Consider the following 22470-nt stretch of genomic DNA (forward strand, 5'->3'; position numbering starts at 1 on the left):
TTCAAAGTTCCGTTCGCGTAAGGTGTACACTCCGCCTATTTGTCTGTGGAAAAGACTAGGGGAATTACCGCGCATACACGGACAGCACGTGAATTCCCCACGTCAAGCCACCTCCGAAACCAATCATCGCTACCAGATCCCACTCCCGGACAGCTTTTTGTTGGAGCGATTCCGTCAGAGCAATTGGAATGGAAGCGGCAGAGGTGTTTCCGTAACGATCCACGTTCAGAAAAAACTTTTCGAAAGGATATCCTCCCTTTTTCGCCGCGCTTTCAATCATCTCTGTGGTTGTCACTGACTCCTCCACGCGATAGCGCTGGCGGATTCCTGTTCGTTGAACAATCCACTCATCGTCCGTCTCCAACCGCTGGCTCAAATCGTTATTGGTAACCACGCGTGGAGGTACATAAAAACCCGCTCCCGCAATAGCAACATGAGCTTGATGCTTCATGCGAAACCCTTCTTTCTCTGTTTTTTCACTAAGGATTTATTCATGCTGACACCACGTTTTCTACTCTGTTACAAATAGGTTTCTTGATCATTGAGTTGTTTTTTCACTTTCCACCATCCATGTATCCGTTGGTTTTGGAAGATTTAGGATTGTGAGTTCCCATCAGGTAATCCATGACGGGATGGGATACACCGTACCAGGACTGTTCATCCATATAATGATGCAAAAGGTGTTTTTTCTTCATCCACTTCCCCCATGGTGTTACAGGGGTAATCGGACGGTGTGCAATGTAATGCATCCATTGATAATACAATTGATAGAGCGAAGTGCCAGCTATGAAGGCCATAACCAAGGAAAGATTCCGGAACACTGCCCATAATACAACAAAATAAACGACGTAAACGATCAGGTCATACCACATCGGACTGAATAAATATCTGAGTGCCGTAGGGTACTGATGGTGTTCGACATGTTTCTGGTACAAAACGGGAATAGCGTTGGGAAACTGGTGCAGAAGGTAACGGTGCACCAAATATTCGACGACAGCATAAAAAACTGCACCAGCCAGTAAAGCAAGGATCGTCTTTACCCCATCAAATTCCACAATAGTTAGGATGGAACTGACCGTTCCCACAAAAAGCACGAACTGAATCATTGAGTTGGAAAGAAACTCCCGGTAATACCGCATCATTTTAAAGCTCACTCCCCCATAACGACATCCTTTACCAAAAAGACCAAAAAACCAAAGACAAAAAAGCCGCCAACTTCCATGATCACAGAAGATTTTGTTAGATGTTGCACAACATAACGGAATCGCGTTTTAATAATCCCATGAAACAATACACAAAAAACCAAAAAAATAACCAAAGAATAACCTTGGACAATAATTGTACTCCTCTTCCCAACAACCGGAAAGCATATCCTCCACATGTTCCGAAAGGTCAGCCACTGATTTCATTCAGATACCGGCCGATGTCCAACTTGCGGAGATAAACAAGCAGAAACCTAATAACATCATCCGAATTTGCACTTTCGTAATCTCTTAGACTTTTTGAATGGTGTCGCTGAGGCTGCAATTCTTTAAACTGTTTAGAAATTCATGTATTTTCTCTTTTGTTTTATGCCGCTCTTCCAGATTGAACACTTCAGAACGTTTTTGTTCAAACAAGCTCGCAGCTTTTGCTGTTGGCAGAAAAACGATTTGGGAACGTCCTGTCTCGCTAGGATTCACAGCGTAATCGCGGGTGAGATAGCCAAGTTTTTCAAGTTCTTTCAGCCTGTCGTATTCCGTCCATTTGCTGACACTAGTGCTTTTCGCAAATGTTTCATAATGAACAGGCACATTTGTTTTTTGGTATAAGTCGATCCGATCAACTTCTAAAGAAATTGCTTTCGACGTTCAGTTAACAACATCCCCCCATCACCCAAAAAACCCAAAAAATAATCATTACGTTATTAACTATAAGACCAATAAAAACTTTTGTCAACTCGAAAATGCCGCATGAGTCAGTCAAGACTTTGTGGAGAACTTTTTTTCGGTTCACTAGGATCATTGTTAATCATAGGGCATTGAACCATTTTCATGAATTTATATCGTAAGTGCTTTCGGACGCTCATCCCTCATCTTGAGGTGGTGAATCAACATTCCATTTTTTTACATAAACCAAAATCCCGAAGCGCCGACAACGCTTGATGGATCGGCGTCCCCGACGACTGCTGAAGATACGGCATGTTCTGACGCACCACGTCCGGATACAACCGCCCCACCTTCCGTTTGGCCTGTTCGATCCGCTCTGCCTTCGTTGATGTCGACGCGGCGGTCGACGCCGTCTCTTCCTCCGGACGCCGTTTCCTCAACGAAATCCCATCGATCCGAGCCGCCATCGCTTTCCAAAACGCTCGAAGTCCTTGGTCTTTCCAGCTGCGGCGGGATTTCACCCGGTGCGCGAACCGGCTCATCACGCTCTCCGCGTGGCCCATCGGACGCATTCCCGCCGTGTCCACTCCTTGCTCCGCCAGCCACTTCCGGTAGTCCCGAATGCATCCCGGCATCGACTCGATCCGGCGGATCAGAGCGAAAAGCTGCTGCTCCTTCGCTTCGTCCTCCAACGTGCCGACGGCGCGGCGCTGTTCAGCTCCATCAAAAGCCCTTGTTCGTCTTGTTTCGCCAACTTCTTCCGCACCTCCCGCCAACGCGGATGGCCCGCCAGACACTGGCGCAGCTCCCGCGCGACATGAAACCGATCCAGCTGGAAGCAGGCCCGCTTTCTAAAGTGTTCCCGGCATGCCGTGATCCACGATGCCGCGTCGCCGTTGATGACTAAAAGGTCCCGTCATTCCATTCCCAGAAAGTTTCACCAAGTTGTACAGCCCTCCGGACGCATGCCCCGTTCCAGCAATGACCAAATCTCGGCCCTCCATTTGTCATCCCTCCAAAATTTTCAGTTTTAACTCCTCGATGCACGCCGGCACGTGCAGCCGCGCAACGAGCTTCGCCTCCGGCTCCACATACATGTCGCCTCCGCCCGCCACAAGCAAACACACAGTCACTCCCATCTTGCGAATGATCGCCAGCTCGCAGCTTTTCCCTTGAAGTTTCGGGTAATGCGTTTCGAAAACGTTCAGGACGCTTTTTCCTTCTTCCCAACTCAGATCGCCCGAGCGCAGAAGCTGATCGAGCACGTACAGAGGAAGAAGATCGGTGAACGAAAAGACCTGTTTGTTTTCTTTCCACTCGCTATAACGTTGCACCACCATCTCCGAAACAATGTGACGTTCCAACACTTCCTCTTTCGTCAACATCACAGCCGCTGGATTGGGAGAAAGCATGCCCGCCAACTCATCAAGCGACAGCTCATCTTTCAGCTCTTTGATTTTCTCAATGCGCGCCAAGATTTTTTCTTTCGGGAAAAACGTCTCTTGCCCTGTGAATGTCGATTTGCGAATAAACCATTCTTCCGGAATGAGCTTTTTCCGCTTCCATCGATACAGCTGGCCGTACGAAATGCCAGTCAGCTCGAGCAGTTCTTTTTTCGAAATCAATTCTTGTTCCATGAGCCGCTCACCTCCTTCACCACCACCAATGTAACATAACATTGTTACGTTATAAAGAGTGTGAAAACAGCAGTGCCATACATATGTCAAAAAACGAACCAAAGCGGTTGACAACTTGCCGTCTAGCTCAGTACAATGAAGCCAATTTCCACTGGCATCGCGATTCACATCATGAAGAGAGGAGAATGAGCCGCATGCATTCGACATTACAGAAGAAAATCGCCGCCGCCGCAAAACAAACGAAAGCCGATCTCGTCATCAAAAACGGGAAAATCGTCAACGTGTTTACGCACGAAGTCATCGAAGGGGATCTCGCCATTGCTGAGGGGATGATCGTCGGCATTGGCCGCTATGAAGGCAAAGAAACGATTGACGCCGAAGGCCGCTATATTTGTCCTGGACTGATTGACGGACATGTGCATATTGAATCATCGATGGTGCCCCCGAGCGAATTCGCCCGCGTCGTTCTCCCGCATGGGGTCACCACGGTGATCGCCGATCCACACGAAATCGCGAACGTCGCCGGCATCCGCGGCATCCAGTTTATGCTCGATGATGCGAAACAGACGCCGCTCGATGTGTATATCATGTTGCCATCGTGCGTGCCGGCCGCCTCGTTTGAACATGCCGGCGCCGTCTTAACCGCAGCGGACCTAGCGCCGTTTTTCAACGATGAACGCGTTCTCGGATTGGCGGAAGTGATGGACTATCCGTCATTAAGGGAACAACACCCGTCGATGCTCGACAAACTGGCGCTCGCGGCAAACGCCAACCGCCTGATCGACGGCCATTTGGCGGGCCTTGACGCCGACGCCGTCAACGTCTACCGAAGCGCCCGCATCCATACGGACCATGAATGCGTCACCGCCGACGAAGCGCTTGAACGCATTCGCCGCGGCATGTACGTGCTCATTCGCCAAGGCTCGGTCGCCAAAGACCTCGAAAAACTTCTTCCTGCCGTCCATGAGCACAACGCGCGCCGCTTTCTGTTTTGCACGGACGATAAACATCTCGACGACTTATGGTTCGAAGGCAGCGTCGACCATAACGTGCGCCTTGCCATTCGCGCTGGGCTCGACCCGCTTCTTTCGATCCAAATGGCCACATTAAACGCCGCCGAGTGCTACCGTTTGCCGACAAAAGGCGCTGTCGCTCCAGGATATGACGCCGACTTTTTGTTCGTTGACGATTTGGAAATATTGAACATCACCCACGTCTTCAAAGCGGGAAGACTAGTGGCCCAACATGGACAGACGGTGTTTCCGGCCGAACGATCGGCAGAAAGCCTTGAACAGCCATTGCTTCACTCCATCCGTTGCCAAGCAGTGGACGAAACCGATCTTCGCATCCCGATGAAAAGAGGAACGAAAGCCCATGTCATCGAGATCATCCCGAACCATTTGCATACGAACCACCTCATCACGGACGTTGATGTCCAGGAAGGGGCTTTCTGCCCGTCGATCGAGCGGGATTTGCTGAAGCTTGTTGTCGTCGAACGCCATCGCGGCCTCGGCATCGGCCTTGGCATCGTCCGCGGCTTCGGATTCAAGGCAGGCGCCATCGCTTCTTCGATCGCGCACGACTCACACCATATCATCGCCGCCGGAACAAACGATCGCGACCTCGCCGCCGCCATCGAACAGCTCCGCGAGCAGCACGGCGGCTTGGCGGTCATCAAAGACGGAGCGGTGCTTGCCAGCCTGCCGCTTGAGATCGGCGGTCTAATGACAAGAAAAGACTATACCGAGGTGCTAAGCGGATTGAAGCAGATTGACAAAGCCCTTAAAGCCATCGGCGCCAATGGCTCGTTCAACCCATTCATCACATTGTCCTTCCTCGCCTTGCCGGTCATCCCAGAGCTCAAGCTGACCGACCAAGGATTATTTGATGTAAATAAATGGGAATTTATTCCTGTTGAAGCGGTGTAACCCCTCCCGATTGAGGCTGGCGTTTCAAAGCAAGAGGATTACGGGAGCACCGCCTTACAGCAGGGCGCTCATTCACAACTAAGGTCAACCGCGAAGCAAATCAGTCCCTTCATCCCCCATTGATTGCGGGGATGAAGGGATTTTCTTCACTCCGCCCTTTTTCCTCGATTTTCACAGCGCCATGCGGCATTGGCATAAGCACGTTCCCGCATGATGCATATAGTGAAACAGCAACATGGCCGAAAGGAAGGTGCAAGGAAATTGATCACCATCAGTCTTTGCATGATCGTCAAAAATGAAGAAGACGTCCTTGCCCGCTGTTTGGACAGCGTCCAACATCTCGTAGACGAAATCGTGATTGTGGATACAGGATCAACGGATCGCACGAAAGAAATCGCCCGCTCCTACACCGCACGAGTCATCGACTTTCCTTGGAGCGATGATTTCTCGGCGGCGCGAAACTTCTCCTTTTCCCACGCCACCATGGACTATATTTTTTGGCTGGACGCAGACGACATCTTGCCGGCAGAAGAGCAGACCAAATTTCTCACATTGAAGCGCACCCTTTCTTCTGACATCGACTCCGTCACCATGATTTACAGCCTTGCCCAAGATGAATATGGAAAGACGATCTCGAGCGTCCGCCGAAATCGTCTCGTCAAACGATCCAACGGCTTCCGATGGCATGGGATGGTTCATGAATATCTAGAAGTATGGGGAACGATTCTCAACAGCGATATTACCATTATTCATCAACCCAATCGCTGCGCTTCAGATCGAAATTTGCAAATCTATGAGAAACAGTTGGCACAAGGAAAAGAATTTTCCCCAAGAGATCTGTTTTACTTTGCCAACGAACTGTTCGACCATCAACAATACGAGCGGGCCATTCAGTATTATGAACAGTTTTTGCAGACAAAAAAAGGGTGGGTGGAAGATTGCATCGCCGCCTGCGGAAAGGTAGCGGATTGTTTTGATGCGCTTGGTGATGAAGAACAGGCATTGCGATATGCGCTCCGATCGTTCGAATACGATACCCCTCGGGCTGAATGCTGCTGCCGGCTGGGCTATTACTTCCTTCAGCGCAAGCAATATCGTCTTGCCGCCTTTTGGTACCATTTAGCCACTCAACTCACAATGCCTTCCGACAGCTGGGGATTTGTTCATCATGCTTGCTGGACTTGGCTTCCCCACTTGCAGCTTTGTGTATGTTACTTTTACATGGGCGAGTACGAGTTAGCATACCAACATAACGAAAAAGCCAAACAATACGTTCCTCATCATCCCGCGGTTTTGCACAACGAATGTTTGCTGCAATCCATTCTCGCCGCCGAAAGCACGTTCCACCAAACCGATGAATCGTGATGAAGGGAGGTTATGCCGCTTGTCTGACCGACGTCCTATTCGAGTAAAATGTCTTTCCCCTTTATGCGGAACATGGCCGCCGATTGTAAAAATCTATACCGGACCAACAGGACCCACGGGACCCACAGGGCCTACAGGACCGACTGGACCTCAAGGACCCACGGGACCCATCGGACCTCAAGGACCCACGGGACCCATCGGACCTCAAGGACCTACAGGACCGACCGGACCCACAGGACCTCAAGGACCCACAGGGCCTACAGGACCGACTGGACCTCAAGGACCCACGGGACCCATCGGACCTCAAGGACCCACAGGACCTCAAGGACCTACAGGGCCGACCGGACCCACAGGACCTCAAGGACCTACAGGGCCGACTGGACCCACAGGACCTCAAGGACCCACAGGGCCGACGGGACCGGCTGGAGCAGGAGCCATCATTCCATTCGCTTCAGGAACAACGGTTGTCTTGACCGCCACTATAGCCGGGTTGGCCGACACCACAAGTTTGATCGGATTTGGAAACGCTGCTTCAAGCATCAGTTTAGTGGGAGGAACGATAAACCTTGGCGGCACATCGAATTTTTCCTTTACCATCCCGCGTTCAGGAATCATTACTGCTGTCGCAGCCAATTTTTCCGCTACAACAGGCACAGCGCTTTTAGGAACAGCTACGATCCGCGCTCAATTGTATATCGCCACTTCTCCATCCAGCAACGTATTTTCGCCTATTCCAGGCACGCTCATTACATTAACGCCATCAATCACCTTTCCCATCTCCCTAGCCCAAAACGCCAGCGGCATCATCACAGGATTAAACGTGCCTGTCAATACTGGCGACCGGCTGCTCATGGCGTTTTTCATCACCACTTCCGGCCTTTCAATCGCCGCTTCCGTCACGGGATATGCGAGCGCAGGAGTGGCGATTAGTTAGCGCCTCACTGTGATACCAAGGCTGCGGCTCATTGAAGCGCTCAACTAAGGCCGCTGCAAACAAGCGGCCTTATAATCCCTCTCCGTTCAGTTGAACGCTCTCCCGCCCGCATTTCGAGGTGGGAGATTCTTGGGAACACCCGCCCCGCGGCAGGATGTCCGCCAAGCCATCCCCGTGCGTCCCACGGTTCAGCCGCCCTACAACGACAGCAGTCGAAGCCCTTCATTTAGAATATTCCGGGCAGCGTTATGGTCCCGGTCATGTTCGGCTCCGCAGGCGGGGCACACCCACTCGCGAATGCCAAGCGATTTCACCTCGACGTGCCGATGCCCGCAGCACGAGCACAATTGACTCGAGGGAAACGTGCTCGCAACACGAACCACCGTCCGCCCGTACCATGTCGCTTTATACTCGAGCATGCGAAGAAAACTCCCCCACGCGGAATCGGAAATGGATTTAGCCAGCTTGCGATTCTTTTGCATGTTCCTAACACGCAAGTCCTCCACGCACACCACTTGGTTTTCGCGGATGAGGCGGGTGGACAGTTTGTGCAGGAAATCGTTCCGGCAGTTGGAGATTTTTTCATGAAGCTTGGCCACTTTCAAACGGGCTTTCTCCCAGTTCGAACCGCCTGGCTTTCGACGAGCCATCACCCGCTGCCAGTAGGCGAGCTTTTCTTCATACCGGCGCCAATACCGGGGGTGTTCGATCGTTTCGCCTGTGGAAAGCACTACGATCTGTTTCAACCCCAAATCGACGCCCACTTTCTTGTCGGTTTGGGGCAATGGGGGAATATCCGTTTCCACGAGAATGGAGACGAAATACTTCCCCGCTCGATTTCGACGAATCGTGGCGGAGAGAATGCGGCCTTCCACCTCGCGGCTTTTGGCGAACTTCACCCATCCGAGCTTGGGAAGTTTCAACCGATGGCCGTCCACTTCGATCGTAGGGCGTCCGTTCTTTGGGTAGTTGCACTGGGCGGTGTACGATTGGTTCGGGTGTTTTTTGCTTTTGAAGCGGGGAGCGTTCGCCGTTCCCTCGAAGAACCGGTCAAACGCCTCGGCCAACTGCTGCAGTGCGTTTTGCAAGGCGGTTGAATCAGGGGTTTTCAGCCATGGAAGGGTTTTCTTCAAAGCTGTCAATCGTTTGGAACACTCGTTGTAGCCGAGTCCTTTTCCCGTGGTTTCATACGTCTCCTTCCACTCGGCCAAAAAGTGATTGTACACAAATCGGCAGCACCCAATCGTCTCGTTGAGGAGTTTTGCCTGTGTTCGGGTGGGATACAGCCGAAAGCGATAGGCTTTGTGCATAGCCCTCCCTCCTCAAAAAGAACGTTTGTTCTATTTACATCCATTGTATACTTTTTGCCCATTGGGGGCAATAGGGAGATTCGCAAAGGAAGCCCGGATTCATCCCGACTTACATTTACGGGTAAAAGCGAGATTTTCTCGGCGGAAGATGATTACAAATAAGCAGGCGGCTTCACGCGAACACCGTCGTGAACAACCGCCTGCTTTCTTCACGATTGCAACATGGAAAACACTTGCTCAACATCCTTATCCCCGCGCCCCGACAAATTCACAATGATGATTTGGTCTTTGCTTAACGTCGGCGCAAGCTTGATAGCGTACGCCACCGCATGGGCGCTCTCGAGAGCTGGGATGATTCCTTCTGTTTTAGACAGCAGTTGAAACGCCTCAAGCACTTCTTCGTTCGTGACCGTATAATACTCAGCCCGCCCGGACACTTTCAAGTAGCTATGTTCCGGACCAATGCCCGGGTAATCAAGCCCGGCGGCAATCGAGTATGTCGGCTGCGGGTTTCCATTTTCATCAAGGAGCACCAAACACTTGAATCCATGCAACACGGCCGGAACGCCCTTCGTTAGCGTCGCTGCCTTCTCCGGCTCGACACCGATGAGCCGCACGCTCGGTTCATCCAAGTAGTGGGCGAACGCCCCGATGGCGTTGCTTCCCCCGCCGACGCAGGCCACTACCGCATCCGGAAGACGTCCTTCCTTCTCTACAATCTGCCGCTTGCTCTCTTCGCTAATAACCGACTGAAAATGTTTCACCATCGACGGGTACGGATGCGGACCAACCGCCGAACCAAGCAAGTAAAATGTAGTCTTATAGTTTTGCACAAGATCGTTCAGCGCCTCGTCCACGGCATCCTTCAATCGTCCTTGACCTTTCGAGACCGACACGACTTTCGCCCCTAACAGCTCCATGCGGAACACATTGAGCGCCTGGCGCTTCGTATCTTCTTCTCCCATATAAATGGTACAATCGATGCCAAACATGGCGCATGCGGTAGCGGTCGCCACCCCGTGCTGGCCTGCGCCTGTCTCCGCAATGACCCGCTTCGCGCCCATCCGCTTCGCCAATAAAATTTGCCCAATCACGTTGTTGATTTTATGCGAACCGGTATGGTTTAAATCCTCACGTTTCAAATAAATCTTCGCCCCGCCGAGCCGCTCCGTCAACCGCGCCGCAAACGTCAGCGGACTCTCACGGCCGACATACTCCCGCAAATAGGTTCGAAACTCCTCATTGAATTCCGGGTCATCTTTATATTTCAGAAACTGCTCCTCCAAATAATCAAGCACTTCCTGCAATTCATCCGGAACGAAGCTGCCGCCGAATTCGCCGAAATAGCCTTTCGTTTCCTGGACTACACTCATGGCTCATCTCTCCTCTGCTTTCTGAAAGTCATAAAATTAGCATAAACCGTTTTGGCAAGCAAGTCAATCAATAATTTTTATTTTTCAAAACATTAAAAAAGGAATGGTCCACCGCATAACCATACGCGAAGCATTCACCGCTAGTGGGGTGAGCAGGTGCTGCTGCAAAGCCATCGTGCAGCCGCACCCTCACAGCTTCCTACTTCGGATATTCACCAACCAGAGCAGGCAGTTCGGCTTATAAAACCCCAAGCTGCTCATCGCGCAGATCGGTAATAAACATATGTCCTGGGGCATGCGTAATCATGATATCCGGCTTTACTTCCATAGCAACCGCTTGAGGGGTGACCCCACAGGCCCAAAATACCGGGGTTTCCCCCTCACGGATGGTGACCGGATCCCCAAAATCAGGCTTATAAATATCATGAATCCCTATAAGTTTCGGGTCGCCAATATGAATAGGGGCACCATGAACAGACGGGAAGCGGCTCGTGACTTGAACCGCCCTGACAACATCCTTATGGGGAATCGGGCGCATGCTTACAACCATCGGCCCTTCAAATCTTCCCGCTTTTACACACGGGATATTCGTTTTATACATCGGGACATTGCAATTTTCTTGAATGTGGCGAACCGGGATGCCATTGTTCACCAGGGCATGTTCAAACGTAAAGCTGCACCCGAGCAGAAAGCCGACCATGTCCTTATCCCAAAGATCGATGATATCCGTCCGCTCCTCTGTCAGTTCGCCATTTCGATAAACCCTATATTTCGGCAAGTCTACACGCAAATCTGCTCCTGGCGCCACCATGCTTGGCTCCCATGATCCCGGCTCGGTCACATCTAATACCGGACAAGGTTTCGGATTGCGCTGGCAAAACAGAAGAAATTCAAACGCCAACTCCTTCGGCAGCACAACTAAATTAGCCTGTGTATAGCCGTTTGCGACACCCGCTGTCGGTTTCACCCATTCATTGTTCCGAATCATTTGCCGTGCTTCTTTGGAGCTCATTGGTGCGGCGAAAGTCATCGCAATCTCCCTCCTTGGTTATTCAATATCACGATCTCCGATTAAGGGTATTAGTTTCTATCCCAAAATCACGTTCCCCGATACACGTGCGCCAAAGAATACCTCATTAGCATTTCTAAGTCTAATTTCTTTATCCATCGTTCTGCTGCAGAGTTTACGTGAATAATATTTTCCTTCGCATCAACCACCAAAAATGGATCAGTAATAAACGATAACAGTCCCTCTATCGAGTAACCTAAGCCGCTCTTTTCTCATCGTTTCTATACTAAATCATAAATCATATCCATGCCTGGCCGCCTAACTTGCCCGAATCTGATGCCCGACAGTATTTTCTTGCAATCACCGTAAACTACCATAAAAAAGAGAGGAGTTTTCTCATCCCCCCTTCCTTTCAAAATACACATGCAACCGATACTCGCAAATCTCTTTTGTCCAGTTGTGCAATATTTCTTCATGCTCGTTCTCAATGGCAAATTGGAGCGCAAAAACGTTATTTGCAAAGGAAATCAGCCCATTCGAACTGCCGCTCCATTTCGTCATCGGCATGCGGGCGATCAACCGGCTCACCTTTTCCTGGTCATATTCCCAGAGGCGCTTCGTTTCTCCGTCGGAAAAATCGATGCGCTTTCGGTATTCTTTTTCCGTTAAATACCGATGGAAAAACGGGGCAGCCTCCTGCGGTGTAATTGGTTGGTGCCATCCGGACGGTCCACGTTCAAGCATGGCTTTTAGAACAACCATTTTGTAGCTTTTTGACATCACCGTACGTTCCATTTCAACAAGCCACGGCTCGTGTTTTAGAAACACTTCCTTTTCCAGCTCCGACAACTCCCCCGCCCAATATAAAAAGGCGACATAAGATCCGAACTCTTGTTTGTACTCCGCCGCTTCACTTCGGCCTTGGAGATGCAGTTCCAAATACGTCGGCCGTCTGCCAAGCTCCTGTTTCAGCTCCCGATAATCAGCAAGCAGCCGTTCTTTGCGCGGTTGGCGTTTTTTCTGCATCTCTTCGAGAAGATGGATGGCTTGAACATCGAGATGCAGTTCGCACGTTTCCGGAACCGTTGGCACAACGGATTCCCGCGCCTTTTTCTTCGTTTCGCCCCGCTGTGTATCAAACAGGCGCAGTTTGACATCCGCATTCCGGTAGTTTCCGATTAAATCAATAATCACGCAATAATCCTTGCCTTTGTACAGCCGCAGCCCGCGCCCGACTTGCTGGATGAAGACGGTCAGCGATTCCGTCGGCCGCACGAACAAAAGTGTATCGACAGAAGGAATATCGACCCCTTCATTGAACAAGTCGACGGTGAAAATGGCGTCCAGTTCACGGCGTTCCAACATGGCAATGGCCTGCTTGCGCGAAATAGCCGTCTGCTTCGAATGGAGACTGACCGTCCGGTAGCCGTGACGCTGGAAATATTCGGACAGAAAATCAGCTTGCCTGATCGATGAACAAAAGACAAGCGTCCTTGTTTTCTTATACTTCTCCCACGCTCGCAAAATCTTCTCCACCATCTCCTCGCGAAGCTGCACTTGAAGCAGTTCTTCCTCATCATAGCGATTGCCAAGCCACTTGATTTGCGAATAGTCTGTGTCGTCGTAGACCCCGTAATAATGGAAGGGAGCCAACCAACCGCGCTGCACCGCTTCGATAAAATCGATGCGATACGCGACATTTCCGTCGCAAAGGGCGTATACGTCTTTGTTGTCGCTCCGATCTGGAGTAGCAGTGATGCCAAGCAAAAATTTCGGCTGAAAATAACAAAGGACGCGTTCGTACGAGCGGGCTGCCGCATGGTGGAACTCGTCGACAATGATCAAGTCAAATGCGTCGGGACGAAACGAATGCAAATGTTTTTTCATGCTTAGTGTAAAGATCGAGGCAAACACCATGTCGGCATTTCCTTCTTTTTGATTGCCATCGTACAGTCCTGCTGTTCGATCAGGAATCACGCGTTCAAACGACTGCTTCGCCTGGCGAAGAATTTCTTCGCGATGGGCGATAAACAGCACCCGCGAAAAACGGCGGGCAAAAAAAGCGGCCAAGTATGTTTTTCCCAGCCCGGTCGCCATGACAACCATCGCTTTGTCGTACCCTTCTTCATAGGCAGCTTCCAACCGCTCCAACGCCTCAACTTGGGCAAAGCGCGGCTGGATCGTTCCATATGGCGCCGCCGTTTCATGGACAACATCAACCTTGTCCGCCGTCTCTCCCTCTTGCTTCTTCTCCGTTTCCGTCGGAAGCATCAACTCGATTTCTTCATTCTCCGCCCATATGCGGGCTAAATTGGGGTGCCGCTGATGATAGTCTTGATGCTGCTTTTCATAGTCAGCGGCCGTTTCGGCATTGACCGGCACGGTTTCCGGAGCGTAAAACAGCTTTAAAAACTGCTCCATTGCTTCGGCAAATACATCCTCATCAACGCTCTTATCCAGCCCAAGGTTCCATTCGACACCGTCAGTGAGCGCCGAACGGGACAAGTTGGAAGAACCGACAATGAAGTAGCCGCCTTCTGTATCTTCAAATAGGTACGCTTTCGGATGAAAGGAAATTCCCTCACTCCGATACAAGCGGACCTCGATGTCCGGGTGGATGGATATGAGCTCGCGCAGCGCCTCTGGCTGAGTGACAAACAAGTAATCACCAACGCAAATTTTGATATCCGCCCCCCGCTCTGCAGCTGCCCGCAAACTGTCCTTCAATAAGCGAACCCCGGACTTCATGGCAAACGATGTCAGTATGTATATCGTCGACGAGCGGCTCATCTGTTCCTGCAACTTGTCGAGAAGACGTCTGGAAATCAACTCCACCTTACTCATCGTGAACCTCGATCAAAAAAATTTTGTCTCGAAAACCACCGCGCTTCTCTGCCTTTTTGGCGCGGATTTGTTCCACTTGCTCGATCGAAGCGCCATGGCATTCAGCCAAAGCATGGATAATTTCCAACACGTCTGCGAGCTCTTCAAGAGCCGCCTCATCCGTTTCCGCTTGGACGTATTCCTCAAGCTCCTCAAACGCTTTTTTCTGCAGTTCTTTCCTATACTCTTCATCGTCAAGTATGCGGGTTGTAAACGTTTTTCCCGCTTGTTCAATAATGGTTGGAATGCGGTCGCGAACGAGTTTGTTGTACATCGGCATGTCCATTCCTCCATTTACAAAACTATACTACCATTTTACAAAATTTCGCCTTTTTTTCATAGGAAAGAACACACAGAAGACCGCCGTTTCTAAGGCCTATTGCCTGTTGCAAAATGAAAACACCAAAAATTTCACATACTCCCCCCTCTTTCATCCCATACTAAGAAAAATCGACATAATTCGCGCTTGGGGGCTATGATGGAACACTCGATCCTTTGGCTGCTTGCTGCGGTGGGCATCGGTTTGCTGGGGCTCAGCTTCCGCTTTCTTTCACCAAGGGAAGTATGGCTTTCGTTTTTGCTGAATGCGTATATTTCCAGTTTGGCAGGCCTGATCGTCAGCGGGGCGGGAATGCTTGCCTATCCGGTGCGGCTGTTTCCAGATTATACGAACGACAGCGTGATCTTTGAATACTTGCTTTACCCTGTTGTCAGTGTGTACGTTTACGGGACATCGCGCCGCTCGGGCTGGAAGGGGATATGGATGCAGTGCGCCGCTTATACAGGGGGGATGACGGCGGTCGAGATCCTGTTGGAGCGGCACACCGACCTGATCGAATACCATACGTGGAAGTGGGGATATTCATTCGTCTCGATGTTTGTCGTGACGCTCGCGGTTCGGGTGATGGCGGGACGGCTGCTGAAAGAAAACGGGTGAGCTGGCATGTCTATTTCTCCTAGTTGGCGCTATACATATAGTATAGTTGTCCAAAAGGAGGCGAATAGGATGGTGCTGTTTGACATCAAACACCGCCTGTATTACAGAAAATGCCGTCTGAAAGCCCACGGTTTCAATCGAGGGATGAAAGACGGCATTGCTCGGTAATCCCTTAAGAGGATTGCTTAGAGCCACCATCTTTCTCTTTAGATGTTGTAGTATAATCATTAAAACTGATACGATCTATAATATGGAACAAGAATATCGAAGAACGAAAACAACTGTATCGTTGATTTACTATCATTTTGTTTTCTGTCCGCGTTATCGAAGAAAGGTGTTAGTAGGCAGAGTGGAAGAGCGATTCAAGCAGTTAGTAGAGAAATTTGCCAAGAGAATGATGGGGTCATCCTTGCGATGGAAGTGATGCCTGATCGTTGTCGTTTGTTCTTGAATGGCCTCCCTTCTGATTCTCCATCAGATATGATGGCAAGAGTGAAAGGAGTGACTCCCAGACGATTAAGGCAGGAATTTCAACACTTATCTCATTTGCCTAGTCTTTGGACACGCTCTTTCTTCGTGAGTACAGCAGGGAATGGATCAAGCGAAACCATCAAACATTATGTGGAATCTCAAAAGAAAAGGGGGTGAACCCATGCCGACGATCACACTAAGGCTGGAACTGCACAACCCAACGAAAGTCAAACAGGAAATGTATGAACGGATGACAGAAGTGAATACAGAGTTTGCGAATTGGCTGTTGGATCATCCAGAACTGAATCAAGCGACGAGCAAAATTTTTAAAGAGTTTTCGTCGCAGCGGTTTCCTTCCGCCGTCGTGAATCAAACGATTCGAGAAGTGAAGTCCCAAAAGAAAAACCAGAAAACAAAGAAGTTTCGAACATTCTGGTGTTGCTTTAACAATCAAAACGTGAAGGTGGAAAAGAAAGGAGCGTTCTACACGGTTTCCTTCCCTACACTGGAGAAGCGAATTGGCGTGCCGGTCGTCACGCACCCCTATCAAGAAGCATGGCTGAATCGGCTGCTTAACGGAACCGCCAAACAAGGGGCCGCCAAGCTCTACAAAAAGAGAAAGAAATGGTACTTGGCGATCGCGATCACCTTTGACGTGAAGCCGCGGCACGAAACAAAGGTGATGGGCGTTGACGTTGGGCTTCGCTATATCGCTGTGGCCAGCGTGGGAACGAAATCACTGTTTTTCAAAGGGAACCAATGCGCCTTTGTACGCCGACGATATGCGGCTTTGCGGCGAACGTTGGGCAAAGCGAAGAAGCTCCATATGATTCGCAAAATCGGGCGTAAAGAATCCCGTTGGATGAAGGATGTCAACCACAAAATCAGCCGTCAAATCGTCAACTTTGCGCTCGCCAACGGTGTTGGCGTGATTCGGATGGAAGATTTGACGGGCATTCGGAAACGGGCGGCATCGCCCAAAGAAGCGGGGCGAAGCCTTCATGCTTGGGCGTTTCATCAACTGCAAACGATGATCGCCTATAAAGCGGAAATGGCGGGCATTCGGGTCGAGTGGGTGAAGCCGACCTACACGAGCCAAACGTGTAAATGTGGTTATCGAGAGAAAGCGAACCGAAACGGCATCCGCTTCCGATGCCAAAAGTGCGGATACACCATCCACGCCGACTTAAATGGCGCCATCAACATCGCCAAAGCGATTTCGGGCTTGAGCGCCTAGCGCACTGGTCACAGGTGCGCCGCCCATCGGGGTACATTCTAACCCGATGGGACGGGGTGATGACACACCCCTGAACTTGGGCGTGGTCCGAACCAGAAATGGATGAGGACGCGAACGACCCAAGAATCCCATGGCTTTAGCCGTGCGGAGTGTCAAGAAGCCATCAATTCCGCGCGCCCGAAAATGGCGCCGATCCGCCAAGACCGGGCTTGGGGGTATGTATGGAAGACCGTGAACGGCGAGGCGGTGAAGTTTTGGATCGATTTCCAGCGCGGACAGTATCTCTATTTTGAATATGGACGAAAATGGTATCGGGTGAAGTATTTGCAGGCGAACGGGCGGAAATCAGGCGAAGACATATTGAACGGGGCGATGATCGATTTGACGGTGGACGGGCATCGACTTCTGTTGCTGAAGGGGCGCATCCGCAGCCAGACGGCGCGCGCTATGTAAAAGACTGTTGCGCCCTGGGCCGCCCTACATGAATCGTTCTACAGCTGCGCTTGCACCCATGCCTGATCAAACACCCGGTGGATCTATGACGTTCTCATCGGCCGCACAGCACAGGCTGGACAACAGAACCCCTGACAGGAGAGGATGAAGACATGGATCGAATCCACTTATGGGTGTTGCTGGTGCTGGGCCTCATCCTATTGGTTTTCAGCTTGCGCAAACCGCCCATTAAAGACGTGATTCTCGTGTTTTTATTGAAAGCTTATTTTTCCACCTTTTTCGGTGTCATTGTGGTCGAAAAGCATTTGCTCGACTATCCCGTGAGGTTTTTGGGGCAATACTTCGACACGAGCATCTTGTTTGAATACTTTCTGTATCCGATCATGTGCGTGTATTTTTATCGAACGTCGTACCATTCGAGCTTTTTCGGCATTGTCGGACAATGCGCCTTGTATACAGCCGCTTTGACGTTCATAGAAGTTCTTTATGAAAAGTATACAAATTTGATCACGTACCATACGTGGACATGGATGCATTCGTTTGTCACGATCTTTCTTCTGTCGTTTTCCATTCGGATGCTGATGAAGCTGATCAACCGCTGGGAAGAGTCCGTCCGCTGGCGTTCATGACCGCTTCGTCACGGAAGCGCCCGAACGGACAAGAGACAACGTTGGCTTTCCAAAAGAAACTGTTTGCGGTCGGACGAATGTCCGCATGAAGCCCCTATGGCGAAAACGTGAGATCCTCTTGGCGGCAGATGTCAAAGCAAGCATACAGGCGGCAAAGAGCGCCTCGGTCTCCTTGCCGCCTTCTTTTTTAAGCCCACCACATCTCCGGCAGTTCTTCTTTGAACAACACCTTTTTCAAGAGGGCGACGGCCTTTGACAGCCCTTCATCGATCGAAGCGAGCATATCTTCGTGTTCGATTGACAGCACGTAGTCGTAGCCGACGGCGCGCAGGGCGCTGACGATGTCGCGCCACATTTTTTCGCTTTGCCCGTAGCCGACGGTGCGGAACACCCACGAGCGGTCAAGGATTTGGCTGTAATGTTTCGTATCGAGCACACCGTTTTTGCGGATGTTCGCTTCGTCTAAGTACGTGTCTTTCGCATGGACGTGGAAAATCGCTTTTTCGCGGCCGAGCAGTTTGATCGCCTCAACCGGGTCGATGCCTTGCCAAAGCAGGTGGCTCGGGTCAAAGTTGGCGCCGATCGCTTCACCGACGTGTTCGCGCAGTTTGAGGAGCGTTTCCGGGTTGTAGACGACGAAGCCCGGATGCATTTCAAAGGCGATTTGCGTGATGCCGTGCTCCTTGGCGAACGCTGCTTCTTCGCGCCAGTACGGGATGACGACTTCTTCCCATTGCCATTTTAAAATTTCCAAGTAATCCGGCGGCCAAGAGCACGTGACCCAGTTCGGGTATTTGGCGCCGGGATGGTCGCCCGGGCAGCCGGAGAAGGCGTTGATGACCGGGACTTCAAGCTGCTCAGCGAGCCTGACCGTTTTCCGCCATGTATCATGCGACTGTTTCGCGAACGCTTTGTCCGGATGAAGCGGGTTGCCATGGCAGCTTAAGGCGCTGATCACAAGGCCGCGGTCGGCGACGGCTTTTTTCAGAGCTTTGATTTTTTCCGGCTGGTCCAAAAGCGCGTCGGGATCGCAATGGGCGTTGCCCGGGTAATTGCCGGTGCCAAGCTCAACGGCCTCAATGCCCATGGCGGCGACTTTGTCAAGCATTTCCTCAAACGGCAGCTGTTGATACAAAACGGTAAATACGCCTACTTTCATTTTGTCATTCTCCCCCTTTTGGCGGCGCGCAACGGCCAGACGGCCGCCGTGCCGCTCTGTTTTTGTTTCTCGTCGGACGAGTTGATCGAACGAACGCCTGCACGTTCGGCATCCCGCCGCTTATTCCGCCACCCGCACCCACCGTTTGGTGCGATGGCTTTCCAAAATGGCGTCGACGATCCTCATCGTATGGTGGCCGTCGGCGATCGTCGCAAACGGCAGTTCCCCGAGCGCCTCGCCGCGTTGTTTCCGGATGATGGCGCTGTAAAAATCACGGAACAGGTTTTTCAGCCCGTCCGGCCAGCCTTCCTCATGGCCGCCCGGATAATGGGCGTAAGCGGCGGCTTGCGGCGACAAGAGCGCTGGGTCGCGGACGATTTCTTCGTTCGGGCCGTTGCGGCGCCCGACCCAGAGGCGGTTCGGGTGCTCTTGGTCCCAGGCGAGCGTCATCTCATCGGCGGCGATTTCAAAATAGAGCCGGTTTTTCCGGCCAGCGCTCACTTGGGAAATCGTAAACGCCCCATGGGTGCCGTCGTCAAAATGGACGAGCACGCTGCCGCCGTCTTCCGTGTCAATGTGGACGGGCTCGGCGTCTTGGTTGCTGCCGGATGTAAACGTGCTCCCTTCCTGTTTCGGCTTGTAGCGAACCGGATGGACGGTGCGCAAGTCGGCGAACACTTCCACAATGTTTTTGCCGAGCACATACTGAACCGTGTCGCACCAGTGCGAACCGATGTCGGCGATGGCGCGCGACGGGCCGTTTTGCGCCGGCTCAAGCCGCCAGTTGTAGTCGGTGTCATACAAGAGCCAGTCTTGCACATAGCCGCCGTACACGAAATGGACGCGCTTCGCCTCACGGGCAAGCCGCTCTTTCGCCTCGACAACGAGCGGGTAGTGGCGGTAGTTGAAGCAGACCGCGCTAAGGCTTTCGCTTTGTTCAGCGAGCCGCTTCAATTCCGCCGACTGTTCGCTGTCCATGGCGAGCGGCTTTTCCGACAATAAATGTTTTCCCGCCTCAAGCACCTCCTTGTTGATGGGAAAATGCGAAACGTTGCGCGTGCAGTTGTGAACGGCTTCGACGTCCGGGTCGTCAATTAAGGCGCGGTAGTCGCCGTATGCTTTCGGAATCCCGAACCGGCGCGCGGCTTCCTCCGCTTTTTCTTGGCTGCTTGAGGCAATGGCGACAATGTTCACAAACGGCAGGCGGCGGAGCGCCTCAATATGGGAAGAAGCGGAAAAGCCCGTGCCGATAATGCCGACGTTGATCGGTTTCACTGCGTCACTCCTCCTTGTTTCGCTTTGATCGGCTCAAGCGGCTTGACGTTGCCAAAGACGATTTCCCCACGGTTGACCGGCGCGGCCCAGCGGACGGCGTTGGCGATCACTTTCAGCACATCCGGGTGATGATACGTCGGATACGTTTCATGGCCGGGGCGGAAGTAGAAAATTTTCCCTTTTCCGCGCGTGAACGTGCAGCCGCTGCGGAACACTTCACCGCCTTCAAACCAGCTGATGAAAATCGTTTCGTCCGGCTCTGGGATGTCGAAAAACTCGCCGTACATTTCTTCCTGCTCAAGCTCGATGTACGGTCCGATTCCTTCCACGATCGGATGGCCCGGGGCGACGACCCAGAGACGCTCTTTTTCATCGGCTTCGCGCCATTTCAAATTGCATGTCGTCCCCATCAGCTTTTTGAAAATTTTCGAGAAATGGCCGGAATGAAGGACAATGAGCCCCATTCCTTCCAGCACGCGGCGGTGGACGCGTTCGACAACCTCATCTTTCACTTCATCATGGGCGATATGCCCCCACCAGACGAGGACGTCGCACCGGTCGAGCACCTCGTCGGTCAAGCCGTGCTCCGGTTCGTCCAAGACAGCGGTCGCGGCGTCAAACCCAGCTTCGGCTAGGTAGCTCGCGATGACGGTATGCATTCCTTCCGGATAAATCGCTCTTACCTGTTCGTCTTTCTTTTCATGGCGAAATTCGTTCCAGACGACAACGCGGATCGGTGTGGTCATTCGTTGATCCCCCTTGGTTCTTTCGGCCTGCCTGTATGCGGCTAGGCGGAGTGTTTTTTGGAATGTTTTCCCATGTTCGCGACTCGTTGGGACGCCAGTGCGATTCATGGAGCGTTTCTCACCATTCGATGCGGACTTGCCGCCCTTGGTCGGACGATGCGTAAATCGCTTCTAACACTTTGGCGATCGTAAGCCCTTGTTCAGCGGTGCAAAGCGGCGGCGTGTTCTCGGCGATGCTCGTCAAGAAATGGTCAAGGAGCGCCACCCGTTCGCTTTGATCATCAAAATGGAGCGTGACATCGGCCGGAACGCCGTGTTCGTTGCGGAACCATTTCACTTCTTGGCGGTTGCCGGCGATATTCCACTCCCAGCGCACGCCGCCTTCCGTGCCAAGGAACTCGACATATGCCCGCTCTTCTTCAATGTGCGACGCCCAGCTCGTCTCAAGCAGCACCGTCGCATCGTTTTCCAGCTGGATGAATGCCGAGGCGAAATCTTCGACCGTATAGGCGGCATCAGGCGCAAACGATGTCCCAGGCCACTCCCCTTGATGGCGCGGGCCGAACTTCGCGTACGTTTTCCCGGTCACCGCGACCGGGTTCGGGTTCCCGAGCAGCCAAAGCGTCACATCGAGCATATGGACGCCCAGGTCAATGAGCGGGCCGCCGCCGGAGCGCTCGCGGTCAAAAAACCATGCCCCCCATGCGGGAATGCCGCGGCGGCGCACCCAGCCCGTTTTCGCATAATAAACCTCACCGAACGCACCGGATTGGATTCGCTCATGCAGCCACTGCGCCGCTTGGCGGAAGCGGTTGTTCAGCGCGACCATAAACTGCTTGCCCGACTCATCGCGGGCGCGGATGATGGCGTCTGCCTCTTCCGCTTTCGTCACCATCGGTTTTTCGCAAAGAACGTGTTTTCCGGCCCGCAAGCTGTCGACCGACACTTGGGCGTGCAAAAAGTTCGGCACCGTGATGATGACGGCATCGACATCAGGCGAAGCGAGCAGTTCTTTGTAGTCGCGGTACACGTTGCGGATGCCGTACGTTTTCGCTTTTTCCGCGGCCGCTTGTTCATTGACGTCGCAAATCGCCTGCAAGACAGCGCGCTCCGAAAGTTTTAGCGCCGCCTTGATGTGTTCATTGGAAATCCCTCCGGCTCCGATCAAGCCGAGGCGGATTGGAAGCGTGTTTCCCATGTCCTTTTCCCCCTTGCGCTCATTTGTTTTCTCTGTTCCATATGCTGCACCGATTCGC

The 22470-nt window shown here is 52.0% G+C and carries 20 protein-coding genes and 3 pseudogenes; 8 read left to right on the forward strand and 15 right to left on the reverse strand.

Going from position 1 to position 22470, the window contains the following annotated elements; genetic code table 11:
• Nucleotides 1-64: 64 nt before the first annotated feature.
• The 6 genes and pseudogenes from B1A75_RS11285 to B1A75_RS11305 form a co-directional block, all read right to left on the reverse strand.
• Complete coding sequence (locus B1A75_RS11285) at nucleotides 65-451, reverse strand: 3-oxoacyl-[acyl-carrier-protein] synthase III C-terminal domain-containing protein (protein WP_062898715.1); 387 nt, start codon at nucleotides 449-451, stop codon at nucleotides 65-67.
• 103 nt (nucleotides 452-554) lie between these two features.
• Nucleotides 555-1142, reverse strand: a complete 588-nt coding sequence (locus B1A75_RS11290; protein WP_062898716.1) for a sterol desaturase family protein — start codon at nucleotides 1140-1142, stop codon at nucleotides 555-557.
• Nucleotides 1143-1493: 351 nt separating this feature from the next.
• The gene (locus B1A75_RS11295) at nucleotides 1494-1793 is read right to left on the reverse strand and encodes a hypothetical protein (RefSeq protein ID WP_239691201.1); all 300 of its coding nucleotides are present in this window, start codon (nucleotides 1791-1793) and stop codon (nucleotides 1494-1496) included.
• Between the two features lie 296 nt (nucleotides 1794-2089).
• Nucleotides 2090-2784 (reverse strand): annotated as a pseudogene (locus tag B1A75_RS11300) (UPF0236 family transposase-like protein); the annotation flags it as partial.
• Between the two features lie 4 nt (nucleotides 2785-2788).
• Nucleotides 2789-2872: pseudogene (locus tag B1A75_RS20645) on the reverse strand (bactofilin); the annotation flags it as partial.
• Nucleotides 2873-2875: 3 nt separating this feature from the next.
• Complete coding sequence (locus B1A75_RS11305) at nucleotides 2876-3505, reverse strand: YhbD family protein (protein ID WP_062898717.1); 630 nt, start codon at nucleotides 3503-3505, stop codon at nucleotides 2876-2878.
• 194 nt (nucleotides 3506-3699) lie between these two features.
• Here B1A75_RS11305 and ade point away from each other — a divergent pair, with 194 nt between their 5' ends.
• From ade to B1A75_RS20780, 3 genes are all read left to right on the forward strand, one after another.
• Nucleotides 3700-5433, forward strand: a complete 1734-nt coding sequence (ade, locus tag B1A75_RS11310; protein WP_079936205.1) for an adenine deaminase — start codon at nucleotides 3700-3702, stop codon at nucleotides 5431-5433.
• A gap of 210 nt (nucleotides 5434-5643) precedes the next feature.
• Nucleotides 5644-6798: a tetratricopeptide repeat-containing glycosyltransferase family 2 protein gene (locus B1A75_RS11315; protein ID WP_014196131.1), complete on the forward strand. Its 1155-nt coding sequence runs from the start codon at nucleotides 5644-5646 to the stop codon at nucleotides 6796-6798.
• Entirely contained in the window at nucleotides 6788-7732 is a 945-nt protein-coding gene (locus B1A75_RS20780) for an exosporium glycoprotein BclB-related protein (protein WP_025039173.1), read from the forward strand. Before B1A75_RS11315 ends, B1A75_RS20780 begins: the two co-directional genes overlap by 11 nt.
• A gap of 197 nt (nucleotides 7733-7929) precedes the next feature.
• Here B1A75_RS20780 and tnpB read toward each other — a convergent pair whose 3' ends face one another.
• From tnpB to B1A75_RS11345, 5 genes are all read right to left on the reverse strand, one after another.
• Nucleotides 7930-9042 carry an IS200/IS605 family element RNA-guided endonuclease TnpB gene (gene tnpB, locus B1A75_RS11325; RefSeq protein WP_011231586.1) on the reverse strand — a complete coding sequence of 371 codons (1113 nt, stop codon included), beginning with the start codon at nucleotides 9040-9042 and terminating at the stop codon, nucleotides 7930-7932.
• Nucleotides 9043-9251: 209 nt separating this feature from the next.
• Complete coding sequence (trpB, locus tag B1A75_RS11330; RefSeq protein ID WP_014196133.1) at nucleotides 9252-10415, reverse strand: tryptophan synthase subunit beta; 1164 nt, start codon at nucleotides 10413-10415, stop codon at nucleotides 9252-9254.
• 238 nt (nucleotides 10416-10653) lie between these two features.
• Nucleotides 10654-11445 carry a putative hydro-lyase gene (locus tag B1A75_RS11335; protein ID WP_011231588.1) on the reverse strand — a complete coding sequence of 264 codons (792 nt, stop codon included), beginning with the start codon at nucleotides 11443-11445 and terminating at the stop codon, nucleotides 10654-10656.
• Nucleotides 11446-11820: 375 nt separating this feature from the next.
• A complete protein-coding gene (locus B1A75_RS11340) occupies nucleotides 11821-14268 on the reverse strand; it encodes a DEAD/DEAH box helicase family protein (protein WP_025039172.1) in 2448 nt (815 codons plus the stop codon).
• Nucleotides 14261-14587: a nucleoside triphosphate pyrophosphohydrolase gene (locus B1A75_RS11345; protein WP_011231590.1), complete on the reverse strand. Its 327-nt coding sequence runs from the start codon at nucleotides 14585-14587 to the stop codon at nucleotides 14261-14263. Before B1A75_RS11345 ends, B1A75_RS11340 begins: the two co-directional genes overlap by 8 nt.
• 198 nt (nucleotides 14588-14785) lie before the next feature.
• On the opposite strand from B1A75_RS11345, the gene B1A75_RS11350 reads away from it, so the two are divergent.
• The 5 genes and pseudogenes from B1A75_RS11350 (at nucleotide 14786) to B1A75_RS11370 (ending at nucleotide 18034) form a co-directional block, all read left to right on the forward strand.
• Entirely contained in the window at nucleotides 14786-15244 is a 459-nt protein-coding gene (locus B1A75_RS11350; RefSeq protein ID WP_025039170.1) for a CBO0543 family protein, read from the forward strand.
• A 250-nt stretch (nucleotides 15245-15494) separates the two neighbouring features.
• Nucleotides 15495-15892: pseudogene (tnpA, locus tag B1A75_RS11355) on the forward strand (IS200/IS605 family transposase).
• 4 nt (nucleotides 15893-15896) lie between these two features.
• Complete coding sequence (locus tag B1A75_RS11360; protein ID WP_014196139.1) at nucleotides 15897-16952, forward strand: RNA-guided endonuclease TnpB family protein; 1056 nt, start codon at nucleotides 15897-15899, stop codon at nucleotides 16950-16952.
• Nucleotides 16953-17054: 102 nt separating this feature from the next.
• Nucleotides 17055-17405 (forward strand): hypothetical protein, encoded by a 351-nt coding sequence (locus B1A75_RS11365; protein ID WP_079936206.1) that lies wholly within the window; start codon nucleotides 17055-17057, stop codon nucleotides 17403-17405.
• A gap of 152 nt (nucleotides 17406-17557) precedes the next feature.
• Nucleotides 17558-18034 carry a CBO0543 family protein gene (locus B1A75_RS11370; RefSeq protein WP_013144984.1) on the forward strand — a complete coding sequence of 159 codons (477 nt, stop codon included), beginning with the start codon at nucleotides 17558-17560 and terminating at the stop codon, nucleotides 18032-18034.
• 187 nt (nucleotides 18035-18221) lie between these two features.
• On the opposite strand, the gene B1A75_RS11375 is transcribed toward B1A75_RS11370, so the two are convergent.
• The 4 genes from B1A75_RS11375 to B1A75_RS11390 form a co-directional block, all read right to left on the reverse strand.
• Complete coding sequence (locus B1A75_RS11375) at nucleotides 18222-19193, reverse strand: sugar phosphate isomerase/epimerase family protein (protein ID WP_079936207.1); 972 nt, start codon at nucleotides 19191-19193, stop codon at nucleotides 18222-18224.
• Nucleotides 19194-19313: 120 nt separating this feature from the next.
• Nucleotides 19314-20468: a Gfo/Idh/MocA family protein gene (locus B1A75_RS11380; protein ID WP_079936208.1), complete on the reverse strand. Its 1155-nt coding sequence runs from the start codon at nucleotides 20466-20468 to the stop codon at nucleotides 19314-19316.
• Nucleotides 20465-21214: a ThuA domain-containing protein gene (locus B1A75_RS11385; protein ID WP_013524061.1), complete on the reverse strand. Its 750-nt coding sequence runs from the start codon at nucleotides 21212-21214 to the stop codon at nucleotides 20465-20467. The genes B1A75_RS11380 and B1A75_RS11385 overlap by 4 nt, the downstream gene beginning before the upstream one ends.
• A gap of 118 nt (nucleotides 21215-21332) precedes the next feature.
• Nucleotides 21333-22412, reverse strand: a complete 1080-nt coding sequence (locus B1A75_RS11390) for a Gfo/Idh/MocA family protein (RefSeq protein WP_079936209.1) — start codon at nucleotides 22410-22412, stop codon at nucleotides 21333-21335.
• Nucleotides 22413-22470: the final 58 nt, after the last annotated feature.

Source organism: Geobacillus sp. LEMMY01, assembly GCF_002042905.1.
Lineage (GTDB): Bacteria > Bacillota > Bacilli > Bacillales > Anoxybacillaceae > Geobacillus > Geobacillus proteiniphilus.

Bases quoted from the DNA above. Each gene is read 5' to 3' on its own strand.
- B1A75_RS11285 (WP_062898715.1), bottom strand. From the start codon at position 451: ATGAAGCATCAAGCTCATGTTGCTATTGCGGGAGCGGGTTTTTATGTA.
- B1A75_RS11290 (WP_062898716.1), bottom strand. From the start codon at position 1,142: ATGATGCGGTATTACCGGGAGTTTCTTTCCAACTCAATGATTCAGTTC.
- B1A75_RS11305 (WP_062898717.1), bottom strand. From the start codon at position 3,505: ATGGAACAAGAATTGATTTCGAAAAAAGAACTGCTCGAGCTGACTGGC.
- ade (WP_079936205.1), top strand. From the start codon at position 3,700: ATGCATTCGACATTACAGAAGAAAATCGCCGCCGCCGCAAAACAAACG.
- B1A75_RS11315 (WP_014196131.1), top strand. From the start codon at position 5,644: ATGATGCATATAGTGAAACAGCAACATGGCCGAAAGGAAGGTGCAAGG.
- B1A75_RS20780 (WP_025039173.1), top strand. From the start codon at position 6,788: ATGAATCGTGATGAAGGGAGGTTATGCCGCTTGTCTGACCGACGTCCT.
- tnpB (WP_011231586.1), bottom strand. From the start codon at position 9,042: ATGCACAAAGCCTATCGCTTTCGGCTGTATCCCACCCGAACACAGGCA.
- trpB (WP_014196133.1), bottom strand. From the start codon at position 10,415: ATGAGTGTAGTCCAGGAAACGAAAGGCTATTTCGGCGAATTCGGCGGC.
- B1A75_RS11335 (WP_011231588.1), bottom strand. From the start codon at position 11,445: ATGACTTTCGCCGCACCAATGAGCTCCAAAGAAGCACGGCAAATGATT.
- B1A75_RS11340 (WP_025039172.1), bottom strand. From the start codon at position 14,268: ATGAGTAAGGTGGAGTTGATTTCCAGACGTCTTCTCGACAAGTTGCAG.
- B1A75_RS11345 (WP_011231590.1), bottom strand. From the start codon at position 14,587: ATGCCGATGTACAACAAACTCGTTCGCGACCGCATTCCAACCATTATT.
- B1A75_RS11350 (WP_025039170.1), top strand. From the start codon at position 14,786: ATGGAACACTCGATCCTTTGGCTGCTTGCTGCGGTGGGCATCGGTTTG.
- B1A75_RS11360 (WP_014196139.1), top strand. From the start codon at position 15,897: ATGCCGACGATCACACTAAGGCTGGAACTGCACAACCCAACGAAAGTC.
- B1A75_RS11365 (WP_079936206.1), top strand. From the start codon at position 17,055: ATGAGGACGCGAACGACCCAAGAATCCCATGGCTTTAGCCGTGCGGAG.
- B1A75_RS11370 (WP_013144984.1), top strand. From the start codon at position 17,558: ATGGATCGAATCCACTTATGGGTGTTGCTGGTGCTGGGCCTCATCCTA.
- B1A75_RS11375 (WP_079936207.1), bottom strand. From the start codon at position 19,193: ATGAAAGTAGGCGTATTTACCGTTTTGTATCAACAGCTGCCGTTTGAG.
- B1A75_RS11385 (WP_013524061.1), bottom strand. From the start codon at position 21,214: ATGACCACACCGATCCGCGTTGTCGTCTGGAACGAATTTCGCCATGAA.
- B1A75_RS11390 (WP_079936209.1), bottom strand. From the start codon at position 22,412: ATGGGAAACACGCTTCCAATCCGCCTCGGCTTGATCGGAGCCGGAGGG.